Consider the following 21,119-nt stretch of genomic DNA (forward strand, 5'->3'; position numbering starts at 1 on the left):
CGGGGGATTGGCGCGCGGCGGCGCGGCAGTAGGGCTGAATGACTCACCGTATCGAGTGGCTGGCGAGGCTTCGGTTCGGGAAAAGCGTAGCGGGCCATCAACATGTGTTCCATAGCGATGCGCGTTTCGTCGCGTTGGCGAAACGGGATCAACGCAGGCAGCAGCGTTTGGCCTTTTTGCCGCTGCCACAAGGGCAGGGCGCATTGCGTGAAACGGGGGCGCCGTCGGCCGGCGGATCAATGATGCCGTCGAGGTAACGCCAGAGCCCCCGGTGCCGACGGAAACGCGAGCGCTCGTGAAGCACCTGAGGCGCGGCGAGCGCCGCTGCCGTGACCGGACGGAAGCGCGCCTTGAACTCGACCATGCCCTGGGCGCCATGCGCCTGAGCCTCGATGATCTCGAGCCCCAGCCAATGGCTGTCTCGTACATCGAGCTGCGCCTCCGTCAACGCCGGGTCGCGAGTGCGAGGATCCCAGGTGGCGAGGAGATAGGCGCCCAGGCCGCCGAGCGCAAAAGCGCTGTAGCGGGAGCGCATCAGGGCCTCCGGCGTCGGCGCGGCGGCTTCTCCGAGATGATAGATCGCGCAACAGTGAGCGTAGCCGAGCGCGCTGCCGCAGGGGCATGAGCGGGAACTATCGCTTTCCGGGGCTGTGGTTGGAACCTTCATTTAAGTAAACTACGCTATCGTTTGTCGCTAAATGTTAATGGTACGCTGTGCTTTGCTCGGACATGTGGTAAAAGAGCGGCGCCTAGAATATCAATGAATACCGACGCCAAGCCATTTCATCGCCAAGTCATTCGACATGTGGGTCGACCACCTATGTTTCTCGACGAGTTTCACTCTACCGCCGCCGACGGTTTCTGTATCACGGCAGCGCAGGCCAGTCAGTTCGCGCGCCGGATCGCGGGAGATTACAACCCGATCCATGATCCCTGCGCGCGCCGGTTCTGCGTACCCGGGGATCTACTGTTCGCCCTGGTGCTGTCTCGCTACGGTCTGTCCCAGCACATGACGTTCCATTTCTGCGGGATGGTGGGTGATAGCGTGTCATTGCAGTTCGTCGAGGACGATGCCGGTACCGTCAGCGTCGTCGATCAGGTCGGCAAGCAGTACCTGAGCGTCAAGCGCAGCGGCTGGACGATCCGCGATCCGGCGACCGTCGAGACGTTCACACGGCGTTACGTGGCGTTCTCCGGGCGCAATTTTCCGCACTACCTGCAGCCACTTCTGGAAGAGAAGGGCGTCATGTTCAACCCTCGGCGGCCGCTGGTGATCTACGACAGCATGGGCTTTTCGTTGAAGGACCATGACCCCTGTGATCTTGACCTGGATTTCGCCGGGGCCAATCTGGACGTCAAGGGCAAGCGTGGCGAGGCCCATCTCGAATTTCGCATGAGCTGCAATGGGCGCGATGTGGGGATCGGCTCCAAGAAGCTGGTCATCAGCGGCCTGCAGGAGTACGACGCGGAGAAGATGGATACGTTCGTGACCAACTTCGCCCAGATGAAGGCCGCCAACCCCTGCTCGGCATGAGCCGCGGCTGGGCTATGCTTCCCGCTCGTCATCGTGACTCGCGAAGCGGGGTGTGAAGGCTCAGCTCAGCGATCTCGCCTGACGATCCAGTGCCGGAATAACGAGCTCGCGATTCGCGCCCGGGCGTTCCTTCCGCTGATAATGCCATTCTCGTCCGATGGCCATCAGGCCTTGTCGTTTACGTGAATGGGGCAGGCCATGAAGCAACACGTTACCCCTTTTCAGTTCTTCAATCTGGCACTTTCCTTCTACGTGCTGGGTGCGATGCTGGCCGAGATATTTCTCGATCTGCCGGCGGATATGCTCCAGCTGTTCGATTATCTGGACTATGTCGTCTGTTTTTTCTTCTTTATCGACTTCTGCCAGCGGTTCTATCGCGCACCCAGCAAATGGCGCTACATGCGCTGGGGGTGGTTGGATCTACTGGCGTGTATCCCCGCCGGATGGTTTCAGGCAGCGCGTCTGGCGCGCATGGTTCAGATCATTCGTGTGCTGCGAGCCCTGCGTTCCCTGGAACTGATCTGGCAACTGCTGTTTCGCAATCGAGCCGAGGGCGTTCTGGCATCGGTGGCAACGGCGACCGTTTTGCTGGTGGTGTTGGCGGCGATGACGGTGCTGATGGTGGAAACCCCCAATCCGGCAAGTCCCATCAATACCGCCGAAGAAGCGCTTTGGTGGGCGGTGGTGACGGTCACCACCGTCGGTTATGGAGACTACTATCCGATTACGACGATGGGCCGGATCGTCGCCGTACTGCTGATGGTCTGCGGGGTGGGGCTGTTCGGTAGCTTCGCAGCGTACGTCAGTTCGTTGTTCGTCGAAGATCAGGGCGAATCGGAGTCGCGGCAGCACAAGGCGAACCGGCGCATGATGCGACACATGATCGAGCAGGTGAGCGAGCTACAGGTCGAGATCGAGTCGCTGCGCCGGGAGCTGCAGGATCATCGGCGGGAATTGGCCGATCGCCATCCACGTGCCGAGCCCGAAGAGGATGAAGGGACCACGGCTGGAAGCCGGAGCGCCGAGGATGAGAAACCCGATCGGCGAGGAGGGGAACCAGAACAGCGATAGAGTTCCGCGATGCGATGGAGCCCGGCGGTGGATGATAGAGTTAGGCGGTGGATGATAGGGCCAGGCGGTGGATGATAGAGCCGCGCGATGGAGATGATCGTTAAATTGCATTGCCGGAAAAACATGAGGGTGCTAATCTGTATTCATCGAATGGATAGCTTCTGTAGCAGTCGTTCGAGTCGCGTCTTAGATGTATCTCCTAGTAACACCCCGCCTCGCCCGCGCATCCCCCCTCTTGCGCGGGCTTTTTTTGCTCCTCTCCCCGAATGAAGACGTCTGCCTGGCCCGGTTCATGCTGCCGTAGCCCGATCGATTCCGTCAGAATCTGTCGCCGCTGCATCACGGCGACGGGGTACGAGGGTGGGAATCCTTAAGCGGTGTCGCGCTCTGTCTTCAGGAGTTCGAGCTCCTGCAAGGCATCGATAAGACCCGAGACGTCTTTCTGCACCCCGACAAAATAGGTGAGCTCGTCTTCATCGTCGTAAACCGGGGTGATCGACAACTCGTTCCAGAACGCACTGCCATCCTTGCGGTAATTGCGCAGGACCTCACGGCACGGTTTACCCTCCCGCAGCGCAGCGCGAACCCGGTCAATACCCGGTTGGTCACGATCGCCGTTCTGGAGGAAGCGGCAATCGCGGTAGAGAATCTCGTCGACGCTGTAACCTGTCAGCCTTTCGAAGCCTTCATTGGCGTAGATCAGAATGTTTTCGTCGCCTTCCTGCTCGGCCACCACGATGCCGTCATCCGAGGCATTGACGATGCGCTCCAATAGCGCCGGGTTGATCAGGGGTGCGTGTTTATGAGTACTGGCCATCCTTGCCTCCAGGCTGGGCATTCGACGGATTATAGAGACGCTACGTCGGATAATGATGCCACGACGACGCGGTATTACAACGCATTAGCCGGCGCTTGTCTCTTCTACCTCCGCCAGGGCGTGAGAGCTCAGTGCGGCGGTGATCGCAAGCGCGGCGAGCAGCAACAATAGGCCGGCGCTGCCCAGCCACTGAGCGAGCGCGCCCAGCATCAGCCCGACCGCCAGCATCAGCACGCCGGTGAACGTATTGGAGAACGCCACGTAGAGCGCCCGCGTATCGCTGTCGGCCAGATCGATGACGTAGGTCTTGCGGCCCAGCCGAATTCCCGCGTGGGCGATCATCATCAGCCCGTAGACCAGGGCGTAGGGCCATACGCTGGCTCGCATCGTTTCCGGAAGCCATGCACAGGCGGCCCCGGCCAGGCAGCAAACCGCCGCGCCGATGGCGCTGTTACGCATGACTCGCCGGCTGGAGCGGTCGGCCAGGCGGCCCCAGATCGGCCCGGCGATCATGCTGGCGACACCGGAAGTAACGATCAGAATGCCGAGGCTTGCCAGATCGGTGCCGCTGTTCTGTTGGCCCAGCAACGCCAGATACGGCAAGGCGAGCGCACTCGACAGCAACAGGGCGCGGGAGAGATTGAAATGCAGGAAGCGGCGGTCACGCTGCATCAGCGAGAACCCCTGCCTGACGCTCTGCCAGGCGTTGGCGCCGCCTGCGGTAGCCCCGGGTGCCTCACGGATCGCGGCGGCGCACAGCGCGTTCAGTATCCAGCCAAGGGCGGCGGCGAACAGCAACACGGCCAATGCGGAGTGTCCGGGCTGATCGCCAAGCAGTATCAGGGTGGCGCCGACCAGCAGCGTCAGGGCGCCAGCAGCGCTGGCGCTCCAGCCCATCAGGGTACCGCGACGCTGTTTGGCGATGGTCTTGCCGAGGACGTCCTTGGTCGCGACCGACGATAGCCCCCGACCCAGCGCCAGTCCGGTCAGCGCGATCAGTACCAGCGCGCCACCCCAGCTACCGTGACCGAACAGCGCCAGCAGCCCGAGAATCGCGGCGCCGAGGGCTTGAGCGACACCGCCTGCGACCCATACCCACTTGCGGATGGGACGGAGTCGGATGTAGCCGGCGATCAGTAGCTGTGGCAGCAGGGCGCCGGCTTCGCGAATCGGCACCAGCAGCCCGACCATCCATACCGGAGCGCCGATGGCGCCCATCAGCCACGGCAGGATCAAACGTGCGTTGGAGAGCTCATCCGCGAGCTTGTTGCCGAGAGCGGCTAGCAGATGCCGAAAGAAATTGCCGGGCTGTTGCTGACAGGCATCATCGGAGATATCGCGACACAGTCGGCTGTCTTCGTCGCCGGTGACGCGTTCGAAGAGGCGAGTGAGGCTGGTGTCTGTGGCTGGCATGAAAAACGGTCCCTGTTTCCCTGACGATTCCCGCTCGGTTCCGAGCCGTTGGCTGTGGCCCTGATTTTTGGTGCTACCGGGCCGGGTGATATCGAATCCAATCGCTTACGCCGCGCGATCGGCTCGAGTCGGCGGCCTGAGTTGACGCCTCGTGGTAGCGGCTTGAATTAGCGGCTTGAGTTAACCCTTGGCGCCGTCGCATCATGCGTTCAAACGTTCGAGGAGAGACCCATGGCCCGCATCCGGATTCACTATTGTACCCAATGCCAGTGGTTGCTGCGTGCGAGCTGGTACGCGCAGGAGCTGCTGCAGACTTTCGGTGAAGACCTCGAGCAGGTGGCGCTGGCCCCCAGCCACGGCGGGCATTTCGAAGTGCTCTACGACGACGAGACGCTCTGGGAGCGCAAGCGTGATGGCGGCTTCCCCGATATCAAGGAGCTGAAACGCCGGGTGCGTGATCGTCTCGATCCCGAGCGCGATCTGGGGCACACCGATCGCGCCTCGTCATGATCGAGCGACGGCTTTACCACCAGTGCTTGCGCTTGAGCAGCCACATGACCCAGCCGCCGACCAGCGCGGTGATGGTCACGAAGATCACGAAGCCGTAGGGGCTATCGGCACCGGGAATGCCGCCGACGTTGATGCCCAGTAGCCCGGTCAGGAAACTCAGCGGCAGGAACACGGTGGTGACGATCGCCAGCATATACATGCGCTGGTTGAGCCGCTCGTTGTGTTCGCTGAAGAGCTGTTCCTGCAGAATCAGGGCCCGCTCCTGCATGGCATGGAAATCTTCCACGTAACGGGACAGCTGGTTGGCGCTCTCGCGAACCGACACCTTGGTATCTTCGTCCAGCCATTCGGAGCCCTGGGCAATCTGATCCAGACAGTCGCGTTGCGGGCCCATGAAACGTCTCAGCGTGATCAGCGAACGTCGCAGTCGCGAAAGATCGTCTGGGTCGACCTCCCGATCGCTCAGTTGATCCTCTTCGAGCTCGCCCAGACGGTCGTCGAGTTGATGAGCGACGTCACCGACCTTGTCCACCAGGGTTTCGGTCAGCCATGCCAGCAGGTCCGGGATCGAGAGCGCACCGTCGCCGTTGTCGATGCGTTCACGCACGTCGCTGACCGATTTCAACGGCCGACGGCGCAGGGTGATCATCCGGTGAGGTGCGCACCAGATACGTAGCGAGATGAGATCTTCCGGTGCGGCACCGGGATTGAGGTTGATACCGCGCAGGGTGGTGACGGCGCCGTTGCGGAACTTGGCCACGCGGGGGCGGGTATCCTCCTCGAGCAGCGCCTCGATCGGTGCTTCGTCGAGGCCGGCGATCTCCTCGAGGTAGGTGTGGACGTCCTCGTGACGAAAATCCAGATGCATCCACAGCGGGCGCGTAGGATCGGCCCACGCCTCCCGCAGCTGGCGCACGCTGAGAAGTCTGCCGCCGCCCTGTCCATCCAGTTCATACGCGGCGACCAGTGCCGTTTCGCTCTCCATCGTCAGCCTCCCTGCCGAACCGTCTTTCGACGCGATATGTCGCGAGTCTTTTCAAGGTGTTGACGATAGCACGTCAGTCGCGAGCCGCCAGCGACCGACACCGGAACCGGCCGCTTCGCAGGCCATGAATCACTTATTCGTCGGCATTGGCGGCTGCGTCGTTGGTGGCGCTGTCGTTAGCGTTGCTGTCGTTAGCGGTACTTTCGTTAGGGGCGTTGTCGTTGGCCGGCGACGTCAGCAGCGGTTTCAGCTTGGGCCAGACGTTGTCGAGAATGATCGGTTGGGCTTCGGCGGTGGGGTGAATGCCATCGCTTTGAAGCATGGTCTCCAGATCGACCCCCTCCAACAGAAAGGGCAGCAATGGCACTTCGTACTCGTCGGCCAGCTGGGTAAAGACACCGCGGAACGCATCGCTATAGGCGGGGCCGTAGTTGGGCGGGACCTCGATGCCCAGCAGCAGGACCTTGGCGTCTTGCTGTTGGCTGCGTTCGATCATTTTCGCCAGGTTGACCTGCATCTGCTGCGGGGAGAGTCCGCGTAAACCATCGTTGCCGCCGAGCTCCAGCAGAACGATGTCGGGATGATATTGTCGGAGCATATCGAGTAGCCGAGCCGAACCACCGGAAGTCGTTTCTCCGCTGATGCTGGCGTTGACGACGTCGTGCTCGTCCCCCAGTCGCTGTTTCAACAGATTGACCCAACCTTGTTGCGGGTCGATGCCGTAGGCTGCGCTCAGGCTGTCGCCCATGACCAGGATGGTATCGGCGCGGGCGGTGCCCGGGGTCAGCGAGAGCAGCGAAAGACCCAGCAATAGCGCGCCACCTGCACAGCGTCTCGCCATTCCGGCGACAGGCCATTTGATACCCAGTACAGGGAAACCACGCAACATGACTTACTCCTCTGACGAGCGGAAAACGCGGATTCTATACGCCAACGAACTCGGCAAACGGGTGATGAGCGGTGAACGAGAGCTGGTCATTCTCGAATCGTTGGCGTTGAACGTCGATCGCGGTGAGAGTGTCGCCATCGTGGGAAGTTCCGGTGCGGGCAAGTCCACGTTGCTGGGCCTGCTGGCGGGGCTGGATTCGCCCAGCTCGGGTGAACTCGAGATGTTCGGCCACTCGCTGAGCACCCTTGACGAGGATGGCCGCGCTGCGCTGCGTGCAGGCCGCGTCGGCTTCGTTTTTCAGAACTTCCAGCTATTACCCACTCTGACGGCAATCGAAAACGTTATGTTGCCGTTGGAACTGTCTCCTCGGCAAGACGTGGCGGTCAAAAGTCGCCAATGTCTGGAACGTGTCGGCCTGGGCGCCCGGCTGGACCACCTGCCGAAGCAGCTCTCCGGCGGTGAGCAGCAACGGGTGGCGGTGGCGCGAGCCTTCGTGACCGAGCCCGATCTGGTCTTCGCCGACGAGCCTACCGGCAATCTCGACGAGACCACCGGCAAGCGCATCATCGATCTGCTGTTCGATCTCAATCGCGAGTCCGGTACGACGCTGATTCTGGTGACGCACGACATGGCCCTTGCCAGACGTTGCGATCGCTGTCTGCAGCTCGAAGGCGGCAGGCTGCAGGCGGTCGAGCGTCAGCCGCATGGGGTCGAAGCATGAATCTGATCGCACTGTCGCTGAAGGGGCTCCGGCGCGATCTGCGGGCGTCCGACGTACGCGCGCTGTTCGTGGCGTTGGCGCTGGCGGTGGCGGCGACCACCATGATCGGCTTCTTTCTCGACCGGCTCGACCGGGGGCTGACGCGGCAGGCGGGTCAGCTGCTGGGCGGCGATCTGGTGCTCGAACAGGGCCAGCCCTTTGACGACGGTTTGCGCCAGGAGCTGCGTCAGGCCGGCCTGACGTTGAGCGATCAGGTCGATCTGGTGTCGATGGTCAGTCAGGCAGATGCCTTCCAGCCGGCGGGGCTGAAAGTCGTCGATGACCACTATCCGCTCTACGGTCAGGTTCGCGTGGATCGTGGTGACGGCATCGAGAAACTCGCTCATGGTCCGCCACCGGGCAGTGCCTGGATCGCGCCGCGACTGGCCCAGTTGCTGGATGCCAAGGTCGGGGACAGCGTCCAGGTCGGCTCTCTGGCGCTGACCATCACCGGACTGATCGATCGCGAGCCCGACCAGCAGGCCGGTTTCGCCGGTCTGACGCCGCGCATCATGCTCAATATCCAGGATCTCGATGCCACGGGTCTGATCAGGCCGGGGTCGCGCATCGAGTACGAACTGCTGGCCGCCGGCCCGCCGGCCGCCGTCGACAGTCTCGGCAGTCGTCTCGATACGCTGCGCGAGGCCGGCGTCGAGATTCGCGATGTGCGCGTGGACCGTCCCAGTCTCGGCCGCTCGCTGGACCGGGCCCAGAAATACCTGAGCCTGGCCGGGCTGGCAGCGGTGCTGCTGGCGGGTGTTGCCGTCGCCATGGCGACGCGCCGTTACGTCGATCGCCATCTGGATACGGCCGCGCTGCTGCGCTGTTTCGGCGCGTCGCAACGGCAGCTGGGTCAGCTGTTCGCCTGGCAGCTGGCTTGGCTGGGGCTGGCGGCGTCAGTGGTCGGCGCGCTGCTGGGACTCGCCGGTCAGGCGGTACTGCTGTCGTTGCTGACCCGCTTTCTGCCGCTGGAGTTGCCTGCCCCCGGCGGTATGCCGTGGCTGATGGGCGTGCTGACGGCACTGGCGGTGCTGGTGGGTTTTGCCGGCCCCACGCTGCTGAGGCTCAAGCGCGTCAGTGCGCTCAAGGTGCTGCGCCGCGAGCTCGACCCGATCCCGCCGTCCGGATGGCTGGTGGTGACGTTCGCCAGCCTCGTCTTCGGCGCGCTGCTGTGGCTCTATTCCGGCGATCCGATATTGGCAGCAGGCATTCTGCTGGGCGGCCTGGTGGCGCTGGTCGTGCTATGGGGTATCGGCCAGATGCTGATGAACCTGCTGCTGGCGGTGCTGGCTCGGCTGCCGCAAAGGAGCCAGAACGGCCGTGCCTGGCAACTGGGTGGCCGCCAGCTGGCGCGACGGCGTCAGGCAAGCCTCGGCCAGCTGCTGGCGTTCTCGGTCACCTTTGCCGCCATGGCGATCATCGCTCTGGTCCGGGGCGATCTGCTGACCACATGGCAGGCACAGCTGCCCACGGATACGCCCAATTACTTCGCGATCAACATCCAGCCGCAGGAGCGCGACGGCGTCGAGTCGTTGATCGACAGCGCCGCCGACAGCGGCAGCGGTCTCTATCCCATGGTTCGGGGCCGACTGACGGCCATCGATGGCAAGCCCCCGAAGCAGCAGGTGCCGGAAGATCACCAGACAGACGGCGCGCTGCGGCGTGACCTCAATCTCACCTGGCGCGCGGCGCTGCCCGAGGGCAACCGAATCACCGCCGGCGAGTGGTTCGGCGCCGATACCGATACTGACACCGGGTCCGAGGCGGCGAGCGACGGATCAGTGCCGATATCGGTCGAGGAGGAGCTGGCAGGGCGCCTCGGGCTTTCGCTGGGCGACGAGCTGACGTTCACCATCGGCAGCGACAGCGTCACCGGCCGAATCACCAGTTTGCGTCATCTCGACTGGGAGAGCTTTCAGCCCAACTTCTTCATCATCTTTCCGCCAGGCGCCTTGGACGACTTCGGCCACAGCTATATCACCTCGTTCCATCTCGCCGAGGGCGACAACGACATGCTGGCCGAGATGGTGCGGCAGTATCCCGGCGTGTCGGTGCTCAACGTCGAGGCGTTGCTGGAGCAGGTGCGCGGGATTCTCGGCCAGGTCACGCGAGCCATCGAATTCGTGCTCGGCTTCGTGCTGCTGGCGGGGGTCAGCGTGCTCTACGCCGCGCTCACCGCCAGCCGGCCGGCGCGGGCTCACGAGGGGGCGTTACTGCGGGTGTTCGGCGCCGGCAATCGCATCCTGGCGCGGATGCAGTGGGCCGAATTCGCGCTGCTCGGTTTCGCCAGCGGGCTGCTGGGCGCGGCACTGGCCGAGGCGGCCGCGCTGGGTATCTACGGCTGGCTGGGGCTTGCGCCTCGCATGCACTGGCTGATGTGGATCGTGATGCCGGTTCTGGGCGCGGCGGTCGTCGGTGGCATCGGGTTCGTGCTGTCGCGGGGCGCCCGACGACAGGCGCCGATGGAGAGTCTGCGATTGTTGGGAGAGACCTGAAGAAGCGTTGAATAATTGTCTGCGCGAACTCGGCGTCCCCGGAGAATCACTGTGTTGTGCGGTGCCGGGGCGCCGGTCCGATCGGAATCCTCACCTATACCCCATAGGCTCCGGTTCCTGTGCTCCGTACGCCGTGTGCTTCATCCGCTCGCCGATTTATTCAGCACTTCTTTGATGATCGCGAACGAGAGCGAGAATCCCGTTCGTGTCGGCGGCGGGATAGCCAATGCCGCCCCGGAGTACGCTTTACCGACGCTAAAGCCGACGTGAGAAATTATGCGCCAGCGCATGACGGACTTTCATAGGAAAGGCCGTCAGCGCTGGGGTATCATTGCCGCCCATCATTTGAGATCGAGCCACCGGATGCCGGACTTTCGCCGGTGGCAGTCGAACCATCCCCGAGCCGAGGATACCCGTCGATGTTCACCCGAGAGATGCAGGTTGCCGGATTCGATGACGCCCTCTGGGACGCGATGCAGCAGGAAGTCGCGCGCCAGGAAGCCCACATCGAGCTGATCGCCTCCGAGAACTATGCCAGCCCGCGCGTGATGCAGGCCCAGGGCACGCAGCTGACCAACAAGTACGCGGAAGGCTACCCCGGCAAGCGCTACTACGGTGGCTGTGAGCACGTCGACGTGGTCGAGCAGCTGGCGATCGATTATGCCAAGGAACTGTTCGGCGCTACCTACGCCAACGTCCAGCCGCACTCCGGCTCCCAGGCCAACGGCGCGGTATTCCAGGCGCTGGTCAAGCCGGGCGACACCGTGCTGGGCATGAGCCTGGATGCCGGCGGGCACCTGACCCACGGCGCCAAGCCGAGCTTCTCGGGCAAGCACTACAACGCGGTTCAGTACGGCATCGATGACAGCGGCCGGATCGATTACGCGGAAGTCGCCAAGCTGGCGCGCGAGCACCAGCCGAAGATGATCATCGCCGGTTTCTCCGCCTACTCCCAGATCATCGACTGGGCCGAATTCCGCAAGATCGCCGACGAAGTGGGCGCCTATCTGCTGGTCGACATGGCGCATGTCGCCGGCCTGGTCGCGGCTGGCGTCTATCCCAGCCCGATGGCGCACGCGCACGTGGTCACCACGACCACCCACAAGACCCTGCGCGGCCCGCGAGGCGGCCTGATCCTGTCCGCCGAGAACGATGCCGACATCGAGAAGAAGCTGCAGTCGGCGGTCTTCCCGGGCGGTCAGGGCGGTCCGCTGATGCACGTCATCGCGGCCAAGGCGATCTGCTTCAAGGAGGCGATGGACCCCGAGTTCAAGACCTACCAGCAGCAGGTGGTCAAGAATGCCCAGGCAATGGCCGGCGTGTTCATCGAACGCGGCTACGAGGTCGTATCCGGCGGTACCGAAGATCATCTGTTCCTGCTGTCGCTGGTCAAGCAGGGCCTGACCGGCAAGGACGCCGACGCCGCGCTGGGTCGTGCTCACATCACCGTCAACAAGAACGCCGTGCCCGGCGACCCGCAGAGCCCGTTCGTGACCTCCGGCCTGCGGATCGGCACGCCGGCGGTGACCACGCGCGGTTTCGGTGAGACCGAATGCCGCGATCTGGCCGGCTGGATCTGCGACATTCTCGATGCCATGCAGGCAGGAGACTCCAGTCAGGTGGAAGGCGAGGTCAAGGCCAACGTCGAGACCGTCTGCACGCGGCTGCCGGTCTATCGCTGATTTATCGGACTTGCCGTTCGTCCTGAAAGCCGCCATTTTCTGAATAGGGAAAGTGGCGCTACCACGGCGCCCCTCCTGGCACTTGGCAGGAGGGGCGCAGTCGTTTCCGGCGTGTGAAAAGTCGGCTCTTTGACCATGGTCTAAAGGCAGCCGCCCGTAACTTGCTAGAAGCTATGTCGGACATAAGCGTCAGTGAGTTGAACATCGCGATGCCCAGAGAATCGTCAGTGACCGATGCCGCCGGCGTCCCCCGCGGGGATATCGCCGAGACGCTTGCCGAAGCCGTGTTCAGCGGCCGCTACGCCATCGGCGATACCATTCCGCGGGAAGTCGACCTGTGCGAACGCTTCGGCGTCAGTCGCAGCACGGTCCGCAGTGCGCTGCAGAAGCTGGTCAACGCCGGCTTGCTGGTCCGGGTCTCAGGACAGGGCACGCGAGTCTGCGAGCTTTCCGCCTGGCATCTGCTCGATCCGCAGGTCAGCGCGTGGATGGCGCACTACGCCCAGCCAAACCCGCATCTGCAGCGTGAGGTTTTCGCCTTTCGCGTGGGGGTTGAACCTTTCGTGGCGAGTCTGGCCGCGACTCATGCCACCGCTTCGGACCTGCTCGCCATCGAGAACGCCTTCGAAGGCATGTTGCGCACGCTCGAATGCGAAGATCTTCACTGGCAGGGCCAGAGCTACAACGCCTACGACGTGGCGTTTCACGAGGCCATTTTCGCCGCCTCCCACAATCTGATCTGGGCGCAGATCAGCCACGTGCTCAAACCGGCCATCGCCCTGATCGTCGAGCGCTCCAACCAGAGTGCTACGCTGCATAGCGCCAAGGATCTCGATGACAGCATGGCGCGGCACCGCCGGGTCATGGAGGCGATCCGCCTGCGCCAGCCGCAGGAGGCCGCCGAGGCGGCGCTGTCGGTGCTCAAGCGTACCGGGCGGGACCTCGGGATGGAGGACCTGGTCAAAAATCCGCCCGCGATCGTCATGCCGCTACCGATGACCGAACTTAATGAAGAGAACAGGTGAACCATGAAAATTACCCGCTTGAAGACCTGGCAGGTCCCGCCGCGCTGGCTGTTTCTGAAAATCGAGACCGACGAGGGCTGCTATGGCTGGGGCGAACCGGTGGTCGAAGGCCGCGCGGCTACGGTCGAGGCCGCGGTACATGAGCTTGCCGACTACCTGATCGGCCAGGACCCACACCGTATCGAGCATCTGTGGAACATCATGTACCGCGCCGGTTTCTATCGCGGCGGTCCGATCCTGATGAGTGCCATTGCCGGCATCGATCAGGCGCTGTGGGATCTCAAGGGGCGCGATCTGGGGGTGCCGGTGCATCAACTGCTGGGCGGTGCCTGTCGCGACAAGATGCGCATGTACGCCTGGACTGGCGGCGACAAGCCCAGCGACGTCGGCGCCGGGGCCAAGGCGCTGGTCGAGCGAGGCTTCACCGCTTTCAAGATGAACGGCACCGCCGAGATGGCGATCGTCGACTCTCACGCCAAGGTCGACGAAGCGGTGGCGCGTGTCGCCGAGGCCCGCGATGCGGTGGGTCCGGATGTCGGCATCGGCATCGATTTCCACGGTCGCGTGCATCGACCGATGGCCAAGGCGTTGCTGCGGGAACTCGAGCCGTATCACCCGATGTTCGTCGAAGAGCCGGTGCTGCCGGAGCATCTGCCGAGCCTCAAGCACATCGCCGGCGGCCTGGGTTATCCCATCGCCACCGGCGAGCGACTGCACACGCGTTATCAGTTCCGCGATCTGCTGGTCGAAGGGATGGTCGATATCGTCCAACCCGATCTGTCCCACTGCGGCGGTATCAGCGAGGGCATGAAGATCGCCACCTTGGCGTCGTGCTTCGACGTGGCGCTGGCACCGCACTGCCCGCTGGGGCCGTTGACGCTGGCCGCGTCGCTGCACGTCGATGCGGTTAATCACAACGCCTTCATCCAGGAGCAGAGCATGGGGATCCACTACAATCGGGACAATGACGTGCTCGATTATCTGGTGGACAAGAACGCGCTGGCGATCGAGGACGGTTTCTGTGCGATTCCCCAGGGGCCAGGGCTGGGCGTGGAGATCGACGAAGCGTTCGTCGAGGAGCGCTCCAAGGTCGGGCATCGCTGGCGCAATCCCGTCTGGACACATGAGGATGGTTCAGTAGCCGAGTGGTGAGGAGAGAAACATGAACGAGACACGCAAATTCGCACTCGAGGCAGCGCTGCGCGAGCGGCCGCTGGTGGCCATTCTGCGCGGTATCACCCCGCAAGAGATCGATGCGGTATTCGACGCGCTGGTGGCGGCGGGTTTCAAGCTGATCGAGATTCCGCTCAACTCACCAAGGGCCTGGGACAGCATCGCGGCCATCGCCAAGCGCTGCCCGGATGACGTGGTGATCGGCGCCGGCACGGTACTCGATCCGGCGCACGCCGAGCGCCTGGCGGGCCTCGATGCGCCGCTGTTGATCACGCCCAATACCGACCCGGAAGTGATTCGCGCCGGCGTCGAGCACGGTCTGGCGCCGATGATCGGCTGCATGACCCCGAGCGAGGCGCTGGCGGCGGCCAGAGCCGGCGCGACGGCGCTCAAGCTGTTCCCAGCGGCTCGCTTGGGCACCGGCTATTTTAAAGATATCAGCGCGATTCTGCCCAAGGGCTTGCCGGTGTTGGCGGTCGGCGGTATCGATCAGAGCAACATGAGCGAGTGGCATGCCCATGGCGTGGCTGGCTTCGGGTTCGGCAGCAATCTCTACAAGCCCGGCCGGAAAGCCGAAGAGGTCGGCGAGATCGCGGCGCAACTGGTCGCCGAGTGGCGGCGGCTGACCGAAGTCGCCCATCAGGCGGAGCAGCTCGAACGCGAGGCCGATGCATGAGCGGGGAGCAGCAAAACGGCGCCGCCGAACGCCTGATCGTCATCGACTGGGGCACCAGCAACTTCCGGGCGTTTCTTGTCGACACGATCAGCGGCGAGGTGCTCGACAGCCGCCGTTCGGCCTCCGGCCTGCGCGCGTTGAGCCACAGCGAATTCCCCCATTACTGTGCCTCGCAGACCGATGACTGGCGGAATGGCGATAGTGCAGCTTCGGGTGCTGACGGCGCGGCTTCGGGCGTTGACGGCGCGGCTTCGGGCGCTAAAAAAGTCCCGGTTTATCTCGCCGGCATGGTGGGCTCGGCGCGGGGCTGGTTCGAGGCGCCGCAGCTCGAGTTGCCGGTAACCGCTGCCGATCTCGCGGACAATGTCGTCGCGGCACCCGGGCTCGACAACGTCTGGATCGTACCGGGGGTCAAGCAGGTGACGCCCGAACACGTCGACGTGATGCGCGGCGAAGAGGTTCAGGCGTTCGGTGCGTTGGCGCTGGCTGGCGTCGACAGCGGCGATTGCTGCCTGCCGGGCACCCACAGCAAGTGGGCACGTCTCGATGCTGGCCGCATGGTCGAATTCACCACCGTCATGACCGGCGAGCTCTATCACGCCGTGCGCTTTCATACCCTGCCGGGGGAGCCGGCCCGCGACGAGGCTCCGTTCGACGAGGCAGCATTCCGGCTGGGCGTTTCCCGTGCCGGCTGCCCGGGCGGTGTGATGCATGCGCTGTTCGAGGCCCGCAGCCGGCATCTTTACGCGGGGCTCGAAGCGGGGCAGGTGGGCAGCTTCCTCTCCGGCGTACTGATCGGCGAAGAGGTGCATGCCATGCGCCAGGCACGTCCCGGACTCGAGGTCGTACGTCTGATCGGCGCGGAGTCGTTGCGCGAAAGCTATACCATCGCGCTGGAAGCCGCCGGACTCCGCGTCGAGGCCATCGACAGTGATCGGGCGACGCTGGCCGGCGTCGGCGCCATTGCGGCGAAACACGCCCGGCGCTGACCCTCGGCGTCACCGCTCGTGTCGACAATGCATCTAAAGCAATGCACCTCAAACAATGCATCTAAAACAATGCACCTTAAACAATGCATCCAAGACAATGCCCCTATGACGATGCACCTCAATAGTGCACCGCAGGGTATGCAGCATCCACGTCGAGGGTTTGATCAGCGAATGTTTGATCGGCGAAGGTTCGATCAGCACAGGTCCGATTAGCGCTGTTGACGGCCCGTGGTCAGGACAAATGGCCCGGGCCGTCGTGTTTGGCATGATCCGTGCTACCTTCATCCATGGAACTGTCCTATAGAACTGCCGACACGCAGCCGCCCGCGTACGACATGACGAGGTGAAGCGATGCAGGTGAACCCATGACGCAGCCGGCCTTGAACAAACCGTCCCTGATGGTATTTACCGATCTCGATGGGTCGCTGCTGGATCACGATACCTACGACTGGCAGCCGGCGTCGGCCTGGCTTTCGCGCCTCGAGCGGCAGTCGATTCCGGTCATTCCCACCACCAGCAAGACTCGTAGCGAACTGCTGGCGTTGCGCCAGGAACTGGGGCTCGAGGAAACGCCGTTCATCGCCGAGAACGGCGCCGTCATTGGCCTACCGCCCTCATGGCAGCATGCGCGCCTGGACCGCGATCCCGCCTCGCCGGACGGTCTGGTGGTCAAGACCCCTAGCATGGATGTGGACTTCATCCGGCGGCGCCTGGACGTGGTGCGTGAACGTCACGGTCTGCGCTTTCGACGCATGGGCGAGATGGACGTTGCCGAGGTTCGCGAGTTGACCGGACTCAGCGAGTCCGGCGCCGCACAGGCCATGGATCGGGAGGGCAGCGAGCCGCTGATGTGGGAAGACGACGACATCAAACTGCAGACATTACATGAGACGCTCCAGGTCGATGGCCTGCGGCTGACTCGCGGCGGTCGTTTCTGGCACGTGATGGGCGCCGTCGACAAGGGCCAGGCATCGGACTGGCTGGTGGCTCGGTTCGAGGCGCTGCGTGGCTATCGTCCGCAGACGATCGGCCTGGGTGACGGGCCCAATGATCTGACGCTGCTGGCGGCCACCGATATGGCCGTCGTCATCGCCGCCAAGCATGGTCAACCAATGCCGCTGGAAAACCCGCGGGTCTACCGAACCGAAGCGCAGGGACCCGCCGGTTGGTCGGAAGGGGTATCGCACTGGCTGGTCAGCGAACTGGGGTGGGACACGAACGAATCGTCCTGAAGAGGATGACGCGGAAGGGATGAGGCCGAACGGACGGGATTGAGTGGTTGAGGTTGGATGACTGAGGTTGAACGACTGAGGTTGAACGGCTGGGTTTGGATGGCTGGATTTGGATGACCGATATTGGATAGACAGTCCCGATAACCGGCGTCAGGGAACGACGCCAGGAAGACAATATGACGAGGGCGCTTCATGAGTGATTTTTATCAGAACGGTATCGTTACCAATTTTCACAACCTCACGCGTCGCTCGGTGGAAGCACTGGAAAACGACCTCAAGCAGTTCTCCCGCAGCCGCCCGATGGGATTGATCCTGCCGTCGCTGTATTCCGAGCTGGAAGGGCCGGCGCTTTCGCATATCGTCGACGAGCTGTGCAAGGTGCCCTATCTCAGCGAGATCGTCATCGGCCTGGATCGCGCCGATCGCGAGCAGTTTTTGAAAGCGCGCGAATTCTTCTCCCGTCTGCCGCAGCATCACCGCATTCTCTGGAACGACGGGCCCCGGCTCCAGGCCCTGCAGCAGGAACTGGCGAAGGAAAATCTGGCGCCGCTGGAGCCCGGCAAGGGCTGCAACGTCTGGTACTGCTCCGGTTACGTGCGCGCGTCCGGCAAGGCCGAGGCGATAGCGCTGCATGACTGCGATATCGTCACCTACGACCGCGGCCTGCTGGCTCGGCTGATCTACCCGGTCGCCAATCCGCGGTTCCACTACGAGTTCTGCAAGGGCTACTACTCGCGTATCGCCTCCGGCAAGCTCAATGGGCGTGTGGCGCGGTTGATGGTCACGCCGCTGATTCGTGCCTTCAAGATGATCTACGGCCCGCTGCCCTATCTCGACTATCTCGACAGTTTCCGCTATCCGCTCTCCGGCGAGTTCTCGATGCGCGCCGACGTGCTCGACGGCATCCGTATTCCCAGCGACTGGGGGCTCGAGATCGGCGTGCTTTCCGAGGTGCACCGCAACTTTTCGACCAAACGCCTGTGTCAGGTCGATATCGCCGATGCCTACGATCACAAGCACCAGCCGGTCTCGGAGGAAGATCCGTCGGGCGGTCTGAACCGCATGAGCATGGACATCGCCAAGGCGATGTATCGCAAGCTGGCGACGCTCGGCGTCGAGATGAGCGTCGAGAGCTTCCGTACCGTCAAGGCGACTTACTACCGCGTGGCGCTGGATCTGATCGAAGCCTACGACCATGATGCCGCGATGAACGGGCTCAAGCTCGACCGTCACAGCGAGGAAGCGGCGGTGGAACTGTTCGCCGACAACATCATGCAGGCCGGTGCGGCGTTCTTCGAATCGCCGCGCGACAAGCCGTTCATCCCCAGCTGGAATCGGGTTCAGGCGGCGATTCCGGATCTCCAGGATCGGCTCTACGAAGCCGTGGAGCTGGATAACAGCGGCGATGTCTGACGCCGTCGCTCAACATGTCGGAAACCGCGCTTCGGCGCGGTTTTTTTTATGGGGTTTGGAAAGATCGATATGCCTATTGAATCTATGAAAAGCAGATCACGAAACTTTATATAAAAAATAGTTCTAACGTTAGAACTAATTTGGCGCTACTCTAGGGGCATGCATTCCTAAGGAGCCGTCATGAACACCTTTGCTCTCTCTCGAGGCGACAGAAATAAAGGCCGACCCGATGTCGCCGGTTTCTTCGACCCTCGCACGTTCAGTATCCAGTACATCGTCAGCGATCCCGCCACGCGTCGCTGCGCGATCATCGATCCAGTGCTCGATTACGATGAGAAGGCCGGGGCGACGGCCACCCTGCAGGCCGACGAGCTGCTGGCCTACGTCGAGCGTGAAGAGCTCGTGGTCGAGTGGATTCTCGATACCCATCCGCACGCGGATCACTTTTCCGCCGCGCGCTATCTGCATGACAGGACCGGCGCGCCCACCGCCATCGGCCGGCCGGTGACGCAGGTGCAGGCATTGTGGAAGGAGATCTACCACTGGCCGGACCTGAAGGACGACGGCAGCCAGTGGGATCATCTGTTCGGTGATGGGGATACCTTCACGCTGGGCGAGATCGAGTGCCGCGTGATGCACTCGCCGGGCCATACGCTGGCCTCGGTCACCTACGTCATCGGCGATGCCGCCTTCGTTCACGACACCCTGTTTCAGCCCGACTTCGGTACCGCTCGTGCCGACTTTCCCGGCGGCAGTGCGCACCAGCTGTGGCATTCGATCCAGTCGATCCTCGCGCTGCCCGACCAGACGCGCCTGTTCACCGGTCACGACTACATGCCCGACGGCCGCGAGCCGCAGTGGGAAAGCACCGTGCGCGAGCAGCGCGAGACCAACAAGCATCGCCTGGGCGACAGCAGCGAGGCCGAGTTTGTTGCGCTGCGTGAGAAGCGCGATAGCGAACTGCCGATGCCGAAGCTGATCCTGCACGCGCTGCAGGTCAACATTCTCGGCGGCCGCCTCCCCGAACCGGAGAGCAACGGCAAGCGCTATCTGAAATTGCCGCTCGACGCCCTGGAAGGTGCCGCGTGGGAGTGAGAAGGCGTCGTCGCCAAACCTTATCGCGCCGCGCCGAATCGACCAACGGGAGCCAGTCATGAACGAATCGACAGTCATGAACGAATCGACAGACACGAATCAGTCGACAGCCGCGAACGAAAAGTACCATCACATCGTCATCATCGGCGGTGGGGCGGGGGGCATCGCGGTCGCCGCGAGTCTTCACAAACGTCGTGCGGATCTCGATATCGCCATCGTCGAGCCCGCACAGGATCACTTCTACCAGCCCGGCTGGACGCTGGTCGGCGGTGGCGTATTCACTGCTGAACAGACCCGGCGTTCGATGCACTCGGTGATGCCGAGCTTCGTCACCTGGTATCAGGCCGCGGCGGAACAGCTGCTGCCGGAATCCCGCCAGGTCGTGCTGGGCAACGGGACGACGCTTGGCTACCGGGCTCTGGTGGTTGCGCCAGGTCTCGAGATCGACTGGCAGGCGATCGATGGTCTCGAGGAGACGCTGGGCAAGAATGGCGTGACGTCGAACTACCGTTTCGATCTGGCGCCCTACACCTGGTCGCTGGTTCAGGCAATGCGAGGCGGCAAGGCGCTGTTTACCCAGCCGCCAATGCCGATCAAGTGCGCCGGGGCGCCACAGAAGGCGATGTATCTCTCCTGTCACGAGTGGGAGAAGCAGGGCGTCCTGAACGGCATCGATGTCCATTTCCACAATGCCGGCGGTGTGATGTTCGGTGTCTCGGACTTCGTGCCGGCACTGGACGAATACGTTCAGCGTTACGGCATCCACAAGCAGTTCCAACAGAACCTCATCGCTGTGGACGGCCCGGCCCAGAAGGCGCGTTTTCGCGTCACGAGCGAGGATAGCAGCGAAGAGATCGAGACCGATTTCGACATGCTTCACGTCGTGCCGCCTCAGCGCGCCCCACGGCTGGTGCGCGAATCGTCACTGGCCAACGAGGGTGGCTGGCTCGATCTCGATGCCGACACTCTCCAGCACAACCACTTCAGTGATGTCTTCGGTCTCGGCGACGCCAGCGGTACCGGCAACGCCAAGACGGCCGCCGCCGTGCGCAAGCAGGCACCGGTAGTGGCGAACAACCTGCTGGCTGTGCTCGATGGCAAGCCGATGCCCTCCGGCTATGCGGGATATGGCGCCTGTCCGTTGACGGTCGAACGAGGCCGCGTGGTGCTGGCGGAGTTCGGTTACGGCGGCAAGTTGCAGCCGACGTTCCCTTCCTGGATTAATCAGGCCACACGGCCGACCCGGCTCGGCTGGAACATCAAGGCGCAGCAGCTCCCCTTCATTTACTGGAATCTGATGCTCAAGGGGCACGAATGGCTGGCCAAGCCGCAGGCGCGCACTTGATCGAGGCCGGCAGAT

General features: G+C 63.1%; 19 protein-coding genes. 14 read left to right on the forward strand and 5 right to left on the reverse strand.

Translation table 11 applies throughout. From position 1 onward, the window contains the following. Positions 1-148: 148 nt before the first annotated feature. On the reverse strand, positions 149-667 hold the full coding sequence (locus DOM58_RS09625; RefSeq protein ID WP_110692658.1) for a YchJ family protein: 519 nt from the start codon (positions 665-667) through the stop codon (positions 149-151). Positions 668-820: 153 nt separating this feature from the next. On the opposite strand from DOM58_RS09625, the gene DOM58_RS09630 reads away from it, so the two are divergent. Together DOM58_RS09630 and DOM58_RS09635 are read left to right on the forward strand one after the other, a co-directional pair. Then, a complete protein-coding gene (locus DOM58_RS09630) occupies positions 821-1,534 on the forward strand; it encodes a DUF3581 family protein (RefSeq protein ID WP_110692659.1) in 714 nt (237 codons plus the stop codon). A 198-nt stretch (positions 1,535-1,732) separates the two neighbouring features. After that, positions 1,733-2,605 carry an ion transporter gene (locus DOM58_RS09635; RefSeq protein WP_110692660.1) on the forward strand — a complete coding sequence of 291 codons (873 nt, stop codon included), beginning with the start codon at positions 1,733-1,735 and terminating at the stop codon, positions 2,603-2,605. Between the two features lie 370 nt (positions 2,606-2,975). Here DOM58_RS09635 and DOM58_RS09640 read toward each other — a convergent pair whose 3' ends face one another. Together DOM58_RS09640 and DOM58_RS09645 are read right to left on the reverse strand one after the other, a co-directional pair. After that, positions 2,976-3,422 carry a PAS domain-containing protein gene (locus tag DOM58_RS09640; protein WP_075562820.1) on the reverse strand — a complete coding sequence of 149 codons (447 nt, stop codon included), beginning with the start codon at positions 3,420-3,422 and terminating at the stop codon, positions 2,976-2,978. 84 nt (positions 3,423-3,506) lie between these two features. Then, positions 3,507-4,835, reverse strand: a complete 1,329-nt coding sequence (locus DOM58_RS09645) for an MFS transporter (RefSeq protein WP_110692661.1) — start codon at positions 4,833-4,835, stop codon at positions 3,507-3,509. 231 nt (positions 4,836-5,066) lie between these two features. Here DOM58_RS09645 and DOM58_RS09650 point away from each other — a divergent pair, with 231 nt between their 5' ends. Then, positions 5,067-5,345 carry an Rdx family protein gene (locus tag DOM58_RS09650; RefSeq protein WP_110692662.1) on the forward strand — a complete coding sequence of 93 codons (279 nt, stop codon included), beginning with the start codon at positions 5,067-5,069 and terminating at the stop codon, positions 5,343-5,345. Positions 5,346-5,358: 13 nt separating this feature from the next. Here DOM58_RS09650 and DOM58_RS09655 read toward each other — a convergent pair whose 3' ends face one another. Both DOM58_RS09655 and DOM58_RS09660 read right to left on the reverse strand, forming a co-directional pair. Further along, the gene (locus DOM58_RS09655; RefSeq protein ID WP_110692663.1) at positions 5,359-6,330 is read right to left on the reverse strand and encodes a zinc transporter ZntB; all 972 of its coding nucleotides are present in this window, start codon (positions 6,328-6,330) and stop codon (positions 5,359-5,361) included. 133 nt (positions 6,331-6,463) lie between these two features. After that, entirely contained in the window at positions 6,464-7,219 is a 756-nt protein-coding gene (locus DOM58_RS09660) for an arylesterase (protein ID WP_110692664.1), read from the reverse strand. Here DOM58_RS09660 and DOM58_RS09665 point away from each other — a divergent pair. The 11 genes from DOM58_RS09665 (at position 7,218) to DOM58_RS09715 (ending at position 21,104) form a co-directional block, all read left to right on the forward strand. Further along, positions 7,218-7,940, forward strand: coding sequence for an ABC transporter ATP-binding protein (locus tag DOM58_RS09665; RefSeq protein WP_110692665.1), 723 nt, complete (start codon positions 7,218-7,220; stop codon positions 7,938-7,940). The genes DOM58_RS09660 and DOM58_RS09665 overlap by 2 nt on opposite strands. Beyond that, positions 7,937-10,474, forward strand: coding sequence for an ABC transporter permease (locus DOM58_RS09670; RefSeq protein ID WP_110692666.1), 2,538 nt, complete (start codon positions 7,937-7,939; stop codon positions 10,472-10,474). The genes DOM58_RS09665 and DOM58_RS09670 overlap by 4 nt, the downstream gene beginning before the upstream one ends. A gap of 419 nt (positions 10,475-10,893) precedes the next feature. Then, positions 10,894-12,156, forward strand: coding sequence for a serine hydroxymethyltransferase (gene glyA, locus DOM58_RS09675; RefSeq protein ID WP_110692667.1), 1,263 nt, complete (start codon positions 10,894-10,896; stop codon positions 12,154-12,156). Positions 12,157-12,383: 227 nt separating this feature from the next. Next, a complete protein-coding gene (locus tag DOM58_RS09680) occupies positions 12,384-13,181 on the forward strand; it encodes a FadR/GntR family transcriptional regulator (protein ID WP_245392215.1) in 798 nt (265 codons plus the stop codon). Positions 13,182-13,184: 3 nt separating this feature from the next. Then, positions 13,185-14,333, forward strand: coding sequence for a galactonate dehydratase (gene dgoD, locus DOM58_RS09685; RefSeq protein ID WP_110692669.1), 1,149 nt, complete (start codon positions 13,185-13,187; stop codon positions 14,331-14,333). A 10-nt stretch (positions 14,334-14,343) separates the two neighbouring features. After that, positions 14,344-15,030: a 2-dehydro-3-deoxy-6-phosphogalactonate aldolase gene (locus tag DOM58_RS09690; protein ID WP_110692670.1), complete on the forward strand. Its 687-nt coding sequence runs from the start codon at positions 14,344-14,346 to the stop codon at positions 15,028-15,030. Then, entirely contained in the window at positions 15,027-16,019 is a 993-nt protein-coding gene (locus DOM58_RS09695) for a 2-dehydro-3-deoxygalactonokinase (protein ID WP_110692671.1), read from the forward strand. Before DOM58_RS09690 ends, DOM58_RS09695 begins: the two co-directional genes overlap by 4 nt. Positions 16,020-16,384: 365 nt before the next feature. Next, a complete protein-coding gene (locus DOM58_RS09700; RefSeq protein ID WP_110692672.1) occupies positions 16,385-17,251 on the forward strand; it encodes an HAD-IIB family hydrolase in 867 nt (288 codons plus the stop codon). 192 nt (positions 17,252-17,443) lie between these two features. Next, positions 17,444-18,664 (forward strand): glycosyltransferase family protein, encoded by a 1,221-nt coding sequence (locus DOM58_RS09705; RefSeq protein ID WP_075562809.1) that lies wholly within the window; start codon positions 17,444-17,446, stop codon positions 18,662-18,664. Between the two features lie 180 nt (positions 18,665-18,844). Then, a complete protein-coding gene (locus tag DOM58_RS09710; protein WP_110692673.1) occupies positions 18,845-19,759 on the forward strand; it encodes an MBL fold metallo-hydrolase in 915 nt (304 codons plus the stop codon). Positions 19,760-19,817: 58 nt separating this feature from the next. Then, on the forward strand, positions 19,818-21,104 hold the full coding sequence (locus tag DOM58_RS09715) for an NAD(P)/FAD-dependent oxidoreductase (protein ID WP_245392216.1): 1,287 nt from the start codon (positions 19,818-19,820) through the stop codon (positions 21,102-21,104). Positions 21,105-21,119 lie beyond the last annotated feature (15 nt).

Origin of the sequence: Salinicola halophyticus (genome assembly GCF_003206695.1) — a bacterium.
Taxonomy (GTDB): Bacteria; Pseudomonadota; Gammaproteobacteria; order Pseudomonadales; family Halomonadaceae; genus Salinicola; species Salinicola halophyticus.

Excerpts from the sequence above, each read along its gene's own strand:
- DOM58_RS09640 (WP_075562820.1), bottom strand. The coding sequence starts at position 3,422 with ATGGCCAGTACTCATAAACACGCACCCCTGATCAACCCGGCGCTATTG.
- DOM58_RS09660 (WP_110692664.1), bottom strand. The coding sequence starts at position 7,219 with ATGTTGCGTGGTTTCCCTGTACTGGGTATCAAATGGCCTGTCGCCGGA.
- DOM58_RS09705 (WP_075562809.1), top strand. The coding sequence starts at position 17,444 with ATGAGTGATTTTTATCAGAACGGTATCGTTACCAATTTTCACAACCTC.
- DOM58_RS09630 (WP_110692659.1), top strand. The coding sequence starts at position 821 with ATGTTTCTCGACGAGTTTCACTCTACCGCCGCCGACGGTTTCTGTATC.
- DOM58_RS09670 (WP_110692666.1), top strand. The coding sequence starts at position 7,937 with ATGAATCTGATCGCACTGTCGCTGAAGGGGCTCCGGCGCGATCTGCGG.
- dgoD (WP_110692669.1), top strand. The coding sequence starts at position 13,185 with ATGAAAATTACCCGCTTGAAGACCTGGCAGGTCCCGCCGCGCTGGCTG.
- DOM58_RS09695 (WP_110692671.1), top strand. The coding sequence starts at position 15,027 with ATGAGCGGGGAGCAGCAAAACGGCGCCGCCGAACGCCTGATCGTCATC.
- DOM58_RS09625 (WP_110692658.1), bottom strand. The coding sequence starts at position 667 with ATGAAGGTTCCAACCACAGCCCCGGAAAGCGATAGTTCCCGCTCATGC.
- DOM58_RS09700 (WP_110692672.1), top strand. The coding sequence starts at position 16,385 with ATGACGCAGCCGGCCTTGAACAAACCGTCCCTGATGGTATTTACCGAT.
- DOM58_RS09715 (WP_245392216.1), top strand. The coding sequence starts at position 19,818 with ATGAACGAATCGACAGTCATGAACGAATCGACAGACACGAATCAGTCG.
- DOM58_RS09710 (WP_110692673.1), top strand. The coding sequence starts at position 18,845 with ATGAACACCTTTGCTCTCTCTCGAGGCGACAGAAATAAAGGCCGACCC.
- DOM58_RS09650 (WP_110692662.1), top strand. The coding sequence starts at position 5,067 with ATGGCCCGCATCCGGATTCACTATTGTACCCAATGCCAGTGGTTGCTG.
- DOM58_RS09655 (WP_110692663.1), bottom strand. The coding sequence starts at position 6,330 with ATGGAGAGCGAAACGGCACTGGTCGCCGCGTATGAACTGGATGGACAG.
- glyA (WP_110692667.1), top strand. The coding sequence starts at position 10,894 with ATGTTCACCCGAGAGATGCAGGTTGCCGGATTCGATGACGCCCTCTGG.
- DOM58_RS09635 (WP_110692660.1), top strand. The coding sequence starts at position 1,733 with ATGAAGCAACACGTTACCCCTTTTCAGTTCTTCAATCTGGCACTTTCC.
- DOM58_RS09665 (WP_110692665.1), top strand. The coding sequence starts at position 7,218 with ATGACTTACTCCTCTGACGAGCGGAAAACGCGGATTCTATACGCCAAC.
- DOM58_RS09690 (WP_110692670.1), top strand. The coding sequence starts at position 14,344 with ATGAACGAGACACGCAAATTCGCACTCGAGGCAGCGCTGCGCGAGCGG.
- DOM58_RS09645 (WP_110692661.1), bottom strand. The coding sequence starts at position 4,835 with ATGCCAGCCACAGACACCAGCCTCACTCGCCTCTTCGAACGCGTCACC.